Source organism: Carnobacterium mobile DSM 4848 (genome assembly GCF_000744825.1).
GTDB classification, from domain to species: Bacteria; Bacillota; Bacilli; order Lactobacillales; family Carnobacteriaceae; genus Carnobacterium_A; species Carnobacterium_A mobile.
Genome location: NZ_JQMR01000001.1, coordinates 1786354 through 1798682, shown reverse-complemented (window position 1 = coordinate 1798682; position 12329 = coordinate 1786354). Strand labels below are relative to the sequence as shown.

Annotated in this window: 6 protein-coding genes, 3 rRNA genes and 1 other annotated feature; all 9 genes read right to left on the bottom strand. The window is 42.4% G+C overall.

The window, feature by feature from the left end; all coding sequences use genetic code 11:
• Positions 1 to 62: 62 nt before the first annotated feature.
• Positions 63 to 178: ribosomal RNA gene (rrf, locus tag BR87_RS08565) — 5S ribosomal RNA — on the bottom strand.
• Positions 179 to 269: 91 nt separating this feature from the next.
• Positions 270 to 3191, bottom strand: a 23S ribosomal RNA gene (locus BR87_RS08560).
• Positions 3192 to 3397: 206 nt separating this feature from the next.
• A 16S ribosomal RNA gene (locus BR87_RS08555) occupies positions 3398 to 4959 on the bottom strand.
• Together the 16S, 23S and 5S rRNA genes form the textbook arrangement of a ribosomal RNA operon.
• A gap of 477 nt (positions 4960 to 5436) precedes the next feature.
• Positions 5437 to 5973, bottom strand: a complete 537-nt coding sequence (msrA, locus tag BR87_RS08550) for a peptide-methionine (S)-S-oxide reductase MsrA (RefSeq protein ID WP_035030999.1) — start codon at positions 5971 to 5973, stop codon at positions 5437 to 5439.
• 117 nt (positions 5974 to 6090) lie between these two features.
• Positions 6091 to 7029: an NADP-dependent oxidoreductase gene (locus BR87_RS08545; protein ID WP_035030997.1), complete on the bottom strand. Its 939-nt coding sequence runs from the start codon at positions 7027 to 7029 to the stop codon at positions 6091 to 6093.
• A gap of 179 nt (positions 7030 to 7208) precedes the next feature.
• Positions 7209 to 8486 carry a serine--tRNA ligase gene (serS, locus tag BR87_RS08540; RefSeq protein WP_035030995.1) on the bottom strand — a complete coding sequence of 426 codons (1278 nt, stop codon included), beginning with the start codon at positions 8484 to 8486 and terminating at the stop codon, positions 7209 to 7211.
• Between the two features lie 75 nt (positions 8487 to 8561).
• Positions 8562 to 8810 (bottom strand) — a binding site (T-box leader).
• 82 nt (positions 8811 to 8892) lie between these two features.
• A complete protein-coding gene (locus tag BR87_RS08535) occupies positions 8893 to 10212 on the bottom strand; it encodes a serine hydrolase (protein WP_035030993.1) in 1320 nt (439 codons plus the stop codon).
• 127 nt (positions 10213 to 10339) lie between these two features.
• Positions 10340 to 11524 (bottom strand): sensor histidine kinase, encoded by a 1185-nt coding sequence (locus BR87_RS08530; RefSeq protein WP_035030990.1) that lies wholly within the window; start codon positions 11522 to 11524, stop codon positions 10340 to 10342.
• Between the two features lie 27 nt (positions 11525 to 11551).
• Positions 11552 to 12241 carry a response regulator transcription factor CroR gene (croR, locus tag BR87_RS08525; protein WP_035033042.1) on the bottom strand — a complete coding sequence of 230 codons (690 nt, stop codon included), beginning with the start codon at positions 12239 to 12241 and terminating at the stop codon, positions 11552 to 11554.
• Positions 12242 to 12329 lie beyond the last annotated feature (88 nt).

Sequence of the window (12329 nt, the reverse complement as noted above, 5' to 3'; positions counted from 1 at the left end):
CTTATTGAATAATCAGTATAATATAAAAAAGGTACCATCCGAAGATGATACCTTTTTGATTTGCGCGGCAGCGTCCTACTCTCACAAAGGGAAACCCTTCACTACCATCGGCGCTAAGAAGCTTAACTGCTGTGTTCGGCATGGGAACAGGTGTGACCTTCTTGCCGTTGCCACCGCACATCTTGCATATAAGAGAACATTGTTCTCTCAAAACTGGGTATTGTTTACTGTAAAGTTAGTTTAAAACCGTTCGTTCACCGTTTAAAAAATTGGTTAAGTCCTCGACCGATTAGTATTGGTCCGCTCCATACATCGCTGTACTTCCACTTCCAACCTATCTACCTGATCATCTCTCAGGGGTCTTACTCACTTACGTGATGGGAAATCTCATCTTGAGGGGGGCTTCACGCTTAGATGCTTTCAGCGTTTATCCCGTCCACACATAGCTACCCAGCAATGCCCTTGGCAGAACAACTGGTACACCAGCGGTGTGTCCATCCCGGTCCTCTCGTACTAAGGACAGCTCCTCTCAAATTTCCTGCGCCCGCGACGGATAGGGACCGAACTGTCTCACGACGTTCTGAACCCAGCTCGCGTACCGCTTTAATGGGCGAACAGCCCAACCCTTGGGACCGACTACAGCCCCAGGATGCGATGAGCCGACATCGAGGTGCCAAACCTCCCCGTCGATGTGGACTCTTGGGGGAGATAAGCCTGTTATCCCCAGGGTAGCTTTTATCCGTTGAGCGATGGCCCTTCCATGCGGAACCACCGGATCACTAAGCCCGACTTTCGTCCCTGCTCGACTTGTAGGTCTCGCAGTCAAGCTCCCTTCTGCCTTTACACTCTACGAATGATTTCCAACCATTCTGAGGGAACCTTTGGGCGCCTCCGTTACACTTTAGGAGGCGACCGCCCCAGTCAAACTGCCCGTCAGACACTGTCTCCCAGCCAGATCATGGCTGAGGGTTAGAGTGGTCATACAGCAAGGGTAGTATCCCACCATTGCCTCCACCAAGACTAGCGTCCTGGCTTCATTGGCTCCTACCTATCCTGTACAAGCTGTACAAACACTCAATATCAAACTGCAGTAAAGCTCCATGGGGTCTTTCCGTCCTGTCGCGGGTAACCTGCATCTTCACAGGTACTATAATTTCACCGAGTCTCTCGTTGAGACAGTGCCCAAATCATTACGCCTTTCGTGCGGGTCGGAACTTACCCGACAAGGAATTTCGCTACCTTAGGACCGTTATAGTTACGGCCGCCGTTTACTGGGGCTTCAATTCTGAGCTTCGCCTTACGGCTAACCCATCCTCTTAACCTTCCAGCACCGGGCAGGCGTCAGCCCCTATACGTCATCTTTCGATTTAGCAGAGACCTGTGTTTTTGATAAACAGTTGCTTGGGCCTATTCACTGCGGCTGACCAAATGGTCAGCACCCCTTCTCCCGAAGTTACGGGGTCATTTTGCCGAGTTCCTTAACGAGAGTTCTCTCGCACACCTTAGGATTCTCTCCTCGACTACCTGTGTCGGTTTGCGGTACGGGCAGATCGTTTCTCACTAGAAGCTTTTCTTGACAGTGTGACATCAGGAACTTCGGTACTTGATTTCCCTCCCCATCACAACTTGTCCTTAAGGGAATAAGCATTTGACTCATTCCCAGACTTATTGCTTGGACGTGCATATCCAACAGCACGTATTCCTTAGCCTACTGTGTCCCTCCATCGTTCAAACAAAACGAACTGGTACAGGAATCTCAACCTGTTGTCCATCGTCTACGCCTATCGGCCTCGACTTAGGTCCCGACTAACCCTGGGAGGACGAGCCTTCCCCAGGAAACCTTAGTCATTCGGTGGACGGGATTCTCACCCGTCTTTCGCTACTCATACCGGCATTCTCACTTCTAAGCGCTCCACCAGTCCTCACGGTCCAGCTTCGACGCCCTTAGAACGCTCTCCTACCATAGAACCAAAAGGTTCTATCCACAGCTTCGGTGTTCTGTTTAGCCCCGGTAAATTTTCGGCGCAGGGTCACTCGACTAGTGAGCTATTACGCACTCTTTAAATGATGGCTGCTTCTGAGCCAACATCCTAGTTGTCTAAGCAACCCCACATCCTTTTCCACTTAACAGAAACTTTGGGACCTTAGCTGGTGGTCTGGGCTGTTTCCCTCTCGACTACGGATCTTATCACTCGTAGTCTGACTCCCGGATATAAATCAATGGCATTCGGAGTTTATCTGAATTCGGTAACCCGAGAAGGGCCCCTAGTCCAAACAGTTGCTCTACCTCCATGATTCTAATTCCGAGGCTAGCCCTAAAGCTATTTCGGAGAGAACCAGCTATCTCCAAGTTCGATTGGAATTTCTCCGCTACCCACACCTCATCCCCGCATTTTTCAACATACGTGGGTTCGGTCCTCCAGTGCGTATTACCGCACCTTCAACCTGGACATGGGTAGATCACTTGGTTTCGGGTCTACGACCACATACTCATTCGCCCTATTCAGACTCGCTTTCGCTGCGGCTCCGTCTCATCAACTTAACCTCGCATGGGATCGTAACTCGCCGGTTCATTCTACAAAAGGCACGCTATCACCCATTAACGGGCTCTAACTACTTGTAAGCACACGGTTTCAGGTGCTGTTTCACTCCCCTTCCGGGGTTCTTTTCACCTTTCCCTCACGGTACTGGTTCACTATCGGTCACTAGGGAGTATTTAGCCTTGGGAGATGGTCCTCCCGGATTCCGACGGAATTTCTCGTGTTCCGCCGTACTCAGGATACTGATCAGAGTGAACGAAGTTTCAGATACGGGGCTTTTACCCTCTTTGGCAGACCTTTCCAGGTCGCTTCTCTTACTTCATTCATTTATGACTCTATGTGTTCAGTCCTACAACCCCAGAAAGCAAGCTTTCTGGTTTGGGCTTTTCCCGTTTCGCTCGCCGCTACTCAGGGAATCGAATTTTCTTTCTCTTCCTGCAGGTACTTAGATGTTTCAGTTCTCTGCGTCTACCTCTGTTGACCTATGTATTCAGTCAACAGTAACACCCGATAAAGGGTGTTGGGTTTCCCCATTCGGAAATCTCTGGATCACAGCTTACTTACAGCTCCCCAAAGCATATCGGCGTTAGTCCCGTCCTTCTTCGGCTCCTAGTGCCAAGGCATCCACCGTGCGCCCTTATTAACTTAACCTATGGTTAGTGTTAATCTGAATCTTCTCATCTTAAAAGATAAGGATTCGTTTCAAACTCTTACAAACGCGGTGTGTTTCTCGGTTTCTTACAATTTTTACAATTAAACAATATCCAGTTTTCAAAGAACAACGATTTTGAGAAGATTAGACCTCTCAAAACTGAACAAAAGAAGAACGACTGTGTAGGTTCCGTTAAAATCCTTAGAAAGGAGGTGATCCAGCCGCACCTTCCGATACGGCTACCTTGTTACGACTTCACCCCAATTATCTATCCCACCTTAGGCGGCTGGCTCCCAAAAGGGTTACCTCACCGACTTCGGGTGTTACAAACTCTCGTGGTGTGACGGGCGGTGTGTACAAGACCCGGGAACGTATTCACCGCGGCGTTCTGATCCGCGATTACTAGCGATTCCGGCTTCATGCAGGCGAGTTGCAGCCTGCAATCCGAACTGAGAATGGCTTTAAGAGATTAGCTTGACCTCGCGGTCTTGCGACTCGTTGTACCATCCATTGTAGCACGTGTGTAGCCCAGGTCATAAGGGGCATGATGATTTGACGTCATCCCCACCTTCCTCCGGTTTATCACCGGCAGTCTCACTAGAGTGCCCAACTGAATGCTGGCAACTAGTAATAAGGGTTGCGCTCGTTGCGGGACTTAACCCAACATCTCACGACACGAGCTGACGACAACCATGCACCACCTGTCACTTTGTCCCCGAAGGGAAAGCTCTATCTCTAGAGTGGTCAAAGGATGTCAAGACCTGGTAAGGTTCTTCGCGTTGCTTCGAATTAAACCACATGCTCCACCGCTTGTGCGGGTCCCCGTCAATTCCTTTGAGTTTCAGCCTTGCGGCCGTACTCCCCAGGCGGAGTGCTTAATGCGTTAACTGCAGCACTGAAGGGCGGAAACCCTCCAACACTTAGCACTCATCGTTTACGGCGTGGACTACCAGGGTATCTAATCCTGTTTGCTCCCCACGCTTTCGAGCCTCAGCGTCAGTTACAGACCAGAGAGTCGCCTTCGCCACTGGTGTTCCTCCACATATCTACGCATTTCACCGCTACACGTGGAATTCCACTCTCCTCTTCTGCACTCAAGTTCCCCAGTTTCCAATGACCTTCCCCAGTTGAGCTGGGGGCTTTCACATCAGACTTAAAGAACCGCCTGCGCTCGCTTTACGCCCAATAAATCCGGACAACGCTTGCCATCTACGTATTACCGCGGCTGCTGGCACGTAGTTAGCCATGGCTTTCTGGTTAGATACCGTCAGGGGATGAGTAGTTACGCTCATCCTTGTTCTTCTCTAACAACAGAGTTTTACGATCCGAAAACCTTCTTCACTCACGCGGCATTGCTCCGTCAGACTTTCGTCCATTGCGGAAGATTCCCTACTGCTGCCTCCCGTAGGAGTCTGGGCCGTGTCTCAGTCCCAGTGTGGCCGATCACCCTCTCAGGTCGGCTACGTATCATTGCCTTGGTGAGCCATTACCTCACCAACTAGCTAATACGCCGCGGGTCCATCCATAAGCGACAGCCGAAACCGTCTTTTATCCATCCACCAGGAGGTGGTTGGAGTTATGCGGTATTAGCATCCGTTTCCGAATGTTATCCCCCACTTATGGGCAGGTTACCCACGTGTTACTCACCCGTCCGCCACTCTTTGATTCTGGTGGGTGCAAGCACCCGGTAGAATCAAAGCGTTCGACTTGCATGTATTAGGCATGCCGCCAGCGTTCGTCCTGAGCCAGGATCAAACTCTCATAAAAGTAGTTGTTGCCTCGAAAGGTTCCAACTGATTATGCTGTTTGAAGCTCTTTTGACTTGCTAGCGAAATTTCTTTCACTTTGTTACTTTTGGTTTAACACTGTTAAACCACCTTACACAGTTATTTCGTTCTTGCTTTGTTCAGTTTTCAAAGGTCTAATGTGTTTGTGTTGCCGTTTTGACAACTCCTAAATATTACCAGAAGCTGTACTGCTTGTCAACAACTTTTTTTATTTCTTTTTTTATGTTGCTAAAGTTCTCTTGCAACAACATGTATTACTATACCAGCTACTTGGCGTTGAGTCAACGTTTTCTAGCAATTAAACCTTCTTTTTTATAAAAGACGAACGACTTTATTTTATTTAGCTGAAATCTATTTAAAAAAACAAAAAAGACGAATCCAGTATACTTATTCCGTTCTTTTATACGTAAAACAATACCCTTCTCTTCTTACAAAAGAATAGGAGAAGGGCAACTGTTTATTTTTCTTGCCATGTCTTTTCAATAAAATTGACACGACCTGACCCTTGACTGTAGCGTGAATAATGAGCAGGGTTCTTCTTATAGAAATCTTGATGGTATGTTTCTGCTGGATAAAAAGGTTCAGCTGGCTCTATCATTGTAACGACCGGTTTTTTAAAGCGACCGCTATTTTGCAAAGCCATTTTAGAATTTTCTGCAATTTGGCGTTGTTCTTCACTGTGGTAAAAAATCACGGGACGATAGGATGAACCTCGGTCTGCAAATTGGCCGCTTGCATCGGTTGGGTCTGTTTGTCTCCAATAAATTTCAACCAAGTCATTGTAACTGATAATGTCTGGATCAAAAGTAATTTGAACAGCTTCAGTGTGTCCGGTTGTATCGCTGCATACTTCTTCATAAGTTGGATTAACTGTGTGTCCGCCTGTGTAACCAGAAATAACAGAATGGATACCAGGCTCTTGATCAAATGGTTTTACCATGCACCAAAAACAGCCGCCTGCAAATGTTGCTTTTTGAAATTCTTGTTCACTCATCCTCTTTTCCTCCTTCATTTCATGCTAGATAAATTATATCATAACTAGTTGCATAGAAGAATAGAGACACTTTTCTAACCTATTCAGTTTAGCTAAATAGACTGAGCACTAGCTATCTTAATTCGAAACAATGACGATTTTACCAAGCGCATGATGTGTTTCACTTAGTTCATGCGCATCATAAATCCCCTTTTCGGTAAGCGGAAATTTCGCGCCAATAATCGATTTGACTTTTCCTGCTGCCATTAATTCAGCAATTTTTGATAATTCTTGTCCATTAGGTTCTAACCATATGCTTTCAAATGCTACATCGAATTGCTTTCTGAACTCTTCATCAGCAAGACCGACAATAGAAATCATGCGACCTGTTTTTGGTTTTAAGATTTTAAAACTGTCCTTTTGCACTTCTCCACCCATTGTATCTAAAACTAAGTCCACTCCATCTAAAAGCTCTGCAAAATTTTCTGTTTTATAATCAATGACTTGATCAGCACCTAGCTCAATTAACAGATCGTGATTTTTTTTGCTAGCTGTAGTAATTACCTTAGCTCCAATAGATTTTGCCAGTTGGATGGCATATGTCCCAACTCCTCCAGCACCAGCATGAATTAAAACTGTTTCACCTTTTTTTAAGTTACCGTGATTAAACAAACCTTGCCAAGCCGTTAAGCCCGCAAGCGGAACTGCTGCTGCTTCTTCAAAACTAGTATTAGCAGGGATTTTAGCAAGCAATTCTTGATCTACTACAGTATATTCAGCATACGTACCAAAACGAGTCGTTTCTGGACGAGCAAAAACTTTATCGCCTACTTTCCAATCGATGACTTCTTCTCCAACTTCACTAATGACTCCCGCTACATCCCATCCAAGAATAATAGGGAAGGCCCAATCCATCATCTGTTGCAAGTATCCTTCACGTAACTTCCAGTCTATTGGATTGATGGATGTCGCTTTTACTTCAACGACTACTTGTTTTGCACCTGCTTTAGGACGGTCTAGTTGCATTTCTTTTAGTTCTTCTTTGCTACCATAGTTTTCTATAACAATTGCTTTCATATTTTTCCTCCATTACTCTTTATATACTTATTTTTTATTAGTTACTATTCATCTTATAATAAATCTTTCTTATGATAATTGCTAGTCTTTTGGCCTAAGTTAATGAAATAAAAAACGTATCCTACATCTACGCTTAAGAAAGCAAGATATAAGATACGTTTTTAACATTTGTATGAGACTTATTTTCTTATTTCTGTGACTCCACCCATGTATGGAACCAAAACATCTGGGATTTTAACTGAACCGTCAGCTTGTTGGTAATTTTCTAAAATAGCAGCAACCGTTCGACCAACCGCAAGTCCTGAACCATTCAATGTATGCACATATTCTAATTTTTCTGTGGCCTCATTGCGGTAACGAATTTTTGCGCGCCGCGCTTGGAAAGCTTCTGTGTTTGAACATGAGCTGATTTCACGGTAAACATCTTGTGCCGGGATCCAAACCTCTAAGTCATACGTTTTAGCAGCTGAAAAACCCATGTCGCCTGTACACAAAGCCAAAACGCGATAAGGCAAGTCTAATTTTTGTAAGACTGCTTCAGCATTTTGTGTCATCTTCTCAAGTTCTTCATATGAATCTTCAGGTTTACTGAACTTCACCATTTCTACTTTGTTAAATTGATGTAATCGTATCAAGCCACGTGTATCTCTTCCAGCGCTGCCTGCTTCTGATCTAAATGAAGGGCTAAGAGCTGTAAAATAAACAGGTAATTGTCCTTCACTTAAAATTTCATTGCGGTAATAATTGGTCAAAGGAACTTCTGCTGTTGGGATCAACGTAAGATCTCTATCTTCAATTTGAAAAACATCTTCTTTGAACTTAGGAAATTGACCTGTTCCATACATTGATTCACTGTTGACTAAATAAGGCGTCATCATTTCAGTGTAGCCGTGTTCCCCCGTGTGCAGATCCAACATAAAGTTATAAATTGCGCGTTCTAGTCTGGCACCCAATCCTTTATAGTAAACAAAACGACTGCCGGAAACTTTTGCTCCCCGCTCAAAATCTAAAATATCTAAAGCTTCTGCAATTTCCCAATGAGGTTTTACTTCAAAATCAAACGTTTTAGGTGTTCCCCATTTTCTTACTTCAAGATTGTCCTCTTCATCCGTACCAATGGGCACTGACTCATGCGGCAAGTTGGGTAAGCCAGAAGCAATGTCTTCGATTTGGAGATCGATTTGCGCTAATTGTTCATCTAGTTGTTTGATTTTTTCCCCGACTTCACGCATTTCTTGAATTTTGTCATCCGCATTTTCTTTGTTGCGTTTTAAGACAGCAATCGCTCCAGAAACTTCATTTCGTTGATTCTTTAATTGTTCTGTTTCTACTAAAAGAGACCGTCTTTTTTCGTCTAAATGCATAAAGTTATCCAAAGTCTCTTTTTTGACACCTCGGCTGGCTAATTTTTTAGAAACCATTTGGTAATCGTTCCGCAATTTTTTTATATCTAACATTTTCTTCTCTCCTCTGTTTTAGACTGATTATTATATTTCTTTACCATACAAAAAAGGCCATTCCATCCCCAGTGAATATGGGACGAAATGGCCTGATAAAATCGCGGTACCACCCAACTTTAGAAGTTTATACAGTGAAAACTTCTACGCTTTACATCAGATAACGGTCTGGAGCCGAAATAATTTGGTCAACCAGCAGAACCAGCAGTTGATTCATTATTTACTTCATGCAATGGATTCAAATAAACAAATCATCAGTTTTCACCAACCACTGACTCTCTAACAGTATTTATTTATTTTACTATTTTGCATTACTAACGTTCAATTTGTTCAATTTTAGTAAATCTAGTTTACCGAACCCTTATCGTTAAGTCAACGAAAACAAATCTCTCTATTTTCAAAAGACTTAAAATAAATTAGAAAAGAAATCTTTGATCCAACGGCCTGATAGCACAAAAACATTCGCTTTTTCAACAGCATCAGCTGCCACTACAGCTACTTCTTCTCCTTGATCGCCATCGACATAACCTAACTCATCATCTTTCACTGAAACTTGAGCAGTTCCAACTTCTTCAGATTTTTTAATCGGAGCCGTTACTTTGCCTGCATCATTTAACACATTTTTCTGAGGAGTGTAGCTTACTTCCATATTTTCCAAATCTGTATCAGTTGGAACAAATAAAGATACATCCGATTCTACGGCTAGTTTTACACTGTCCGTTTTCCCTTTTTCTACAGCTAACGGTTTCACATCGTTTAATACATCGTTTTTCTTATAAACTTGTACTTTTTCCCAGTTTGCAAAAGCCCAATCCATCATTTTGTCTGTTTCAACAAAACGTCTTCTCAAGTCAACTTCTCCATCTTTTACGTTCATTACAACTGTAATGATTCTCATACCGTTTTCTTCAGCTGTCCCGGTAAAGGTAGCACCTGCAAAATCAGTTGTTCCGGTTTTCAGTCCATCCACATTTTCTCGTTCAGAGTTTAAACCTGGCAACATCCAATTCCAATTTTCCATTTTGATTTCATCAGAAGTTCCTTCTTTAAACTTCATTTCAGAAATACTGGTTGTTTCCAATATCTCTGGATAAGATGCCAGTAAGTGTTGAGCAACGATAGCTACATCACGTGCAGTCATCGCATTTTCATTGTCTTCCTTGCTTCCTGGATACAGGTTTCCATACAAATCGGTATTGGACAACCCAGTACTGTTGTACAATTCATAATCAGAAATGCCCCATGATTCTACTTTTTCGCGCATCATGTCAACAAATTTTGGCTCATCTCCGGCAATGGCTTCAGCAATCGCAATGGTTGCACCATTTGCTGAATAAATAGCCATCGCTTGATACAGTTCTTTAAATGTATAAGTTTCGTCTTGTCTTAAAGGAACATTTGATAACGAATTGTTCTGGCTGATTTTATGAGCATAATCACTGATAGGAACCTTTTGATCCCAAGTAATATCGCCTTTTTCAATGGATTCGAAAATAATGTATTCTGAAATCATCTTCGTCATCGAAGCAATTCCCAACTTTTTATCTCCATTTTGATTCAACAATACTTTTCCTGTTGTAGGTTCAATAATAAAGGCTGCTGCTGCATCAATTTTTGGAGCGGCTTCTGCAGCTGAAGCGGTGTTGTTCAAGTTAGAAACTGGAAGAAACGTTCCTACCATAAAGGTAATAATAAAAACCAGTCCGAATTTCGTCATTTTTTTCATTTCTTAAATTCTCCTCAATAAATTTACACTTTTTTTAAGTAAAAAAATTCACTCACCGTTCCATGTTAGCGAAATTCCACGAAAAAAACAACTATATTTTTCATTATCTCTTTGCAGACAACTGTTTTTAAATTTGTTCTTTTATTTTTGATTCACGTGAAACATTTTGGTCTTTTGATTTTGTTTGGCACAAAGGAAAATGCAGGATAAACTGAGTTAGGTATTCATCGGACTTTGCATAAATCGTCCCTTTATGAAGTTCCACAATACTTTGGGCAATCGCTAACCCCAAACCTGTTCCGCCTGTTTCTTGTGAACGTGACTCTTCTACACGGTAAAAGCGGTTGAATAATTGTTTTAAGGATTGTTCAGGAATGGACTTGCCATCATTATTAACTGAAATAACAACTTCTTCTCCGACTTTTTCGGCTTCAATAAAAACACGCTGCCCGTCGTTTCCATAATTTAAAGCATTCGATAGGAGATTATTAAAGACACGCACGATCTTTTCCGTATCAGCTTCCATTAAGATAGCTTCTTGTTTACAGATAACTTCAATTTGCATGTGTTTCTTTTCTGCTTCTAATTCAAAGTCAGCGGCTAATTGTTCCAATAATTGCACCATATCGAACTCAGTTAAGTTTAATGGAGTAGTGGTTTGCCGGACACGTGTATATTCAAATAGGTCTTCTACTAAGACTTTCATTTGCTTTGCTTTTTCATAAGCCGTGTGGGTATACTTCAGCACTTCTTCTTCGTCTCGGTAACTGCCTTCTTCTATTAACCCCAAATAACCAATCACCGAAGTAAGCGGCGTTCGAATATCATGACTGACATTTGTGATCAATTCATCTTTTGATTGTTCGATTTTCCGTTCTTCTTCCATCGCTTTAACCGTGCTGTCTACTAAAACGTGAATGCTGTCTACTACTTTTTTCATATCCCCGTTAAGGTCTGTGGTGATCCGATGATCATAGTGCCCTTCTGCAATATAATGCAATTCACTGATCACATGATTCAACTGCATTTGCTTGTAGCGTCTTTTCAAGCGCCAATGAACTGTGATTCCAGCAATAATAAGCAATACAAAAGCAAAAAAGGGCGTGATTGAAATGACTTGATTGCTCTGAATACTAATGATTGCATCGCCGAATATCCATAACGAACGGATAACTCCGGGAAAAGCTATGACAATTCGGCTGAGGATAGCAAAAGCCGCATAGTATAGTAAGCTAATTAAGCCGACTGTAATAATCCCTTCAAAAATCAGTTTGCTTTTTTCTTTTCTCGTTATTTTCAAGCTGCTATTCATCTCCTCTATTATTGGCGCATCAAATGTTTACCGGTCTTCAATTTTATACCCAACGCCCCAGACCGTTTGAATCACTTTTTCTCCGCCGGTTGCTTCTTCAATTTTATCCCGCAAATGGCTGACATGAACCATAACTGTCTTAGCAGATACTAAACTTTCTTGTTGCCAAACCCGTTCAAAAATTTCATCTGCACTAAAAACGCGATTTGGGTGGCTGGCTAGCAAATAAAGAATCCCAAATTCTAAAGCTGTTAATTGAATCGACTGGTTGGTCAATGTCCAGACTTCGTGCGATTCTTTACTGATGATCAGCGGTCCAATTTCTAACTTATCTGGTCCATCTTCAACAGAAGCATAGGTACTGCGTCTTAATAATGATTTGATTCGTGCCATGACTTCCAATGGATTAAATGGTTTAGCAACGTAATCGTCTGCTCCAGAGACTAACCCTTTGATTTTATCCACATCAGTGGTCTTGGCACTTAACATTAAAATCGGCAATTGTGAATCTTCCCGAACTTTTTTCACTACTTCCATGCCATTGATTGCCGGCATCATAACGTCTAATACCATTAAATCAATGTCTCTATGAGTTGTTAATTTCATTAAGGCATCTTTGCCATTATAAGCTTTTTCTACTTCATATCCTTCATTTTTGATGTAAATACTTAAGAGTTCAACAATTTCTTTATCGTCATCTACTACTAAAATTTTCATTGGTTGATTTCCCTCATTTTCAGACGTATTTTTATTCATCATAACAGAAATAACTAAAGAATTCGTTAAAAAAAAGCTGATCATTAGC

What these genes read in the sequence shown, in the direction of transcription:
- BR87_RS08545 (WP_035030997.1), bottom strand. Translation starts at nt 7,029, where the DNA reads ATGAAAGCAATTGTTATAGAAAACTATGGTAGCAAAGAAGAACTAAAA.
- BR87_RS08530 (WP_035030990.1), bottom strand. Translation starts at nt 11,524, where the DNA reads ATGAATAGCAGCTTGAAAATAACGAGAAAAGAAAAAAGCAAACTGATT.
- msrA (WP_035030999.1), bottom strand. Translation starts at nt 5,973, where the DNA reads ATGAGTGAACAAGAATTTCAAAAAGCAACATTTGCAGGCGGCTGTTTT.
- BR87_RS08535 (WP_035030993.1), bottom strand. Translation starts at nt 10,212, where the DNA reads ATGAAAAAAATGACGAAATTCGGACTGGTTTTTATTATTACCTTTATG.
- serS (WP_035030995.1), bottom strand. Translation starts at nt 8,486, where the DNA reads ATGTTAGATATAAAAAAATTGCGGAACGATTACCAAATGGTTTCTAAA.
- croR (WP_035033042.1), bottom strand. Translation starts at nt 12,241, where the DNA reads ATGAAAATTTTAGTAGTAGATGACGATAAAGAAATTGTTGAACTCTTA.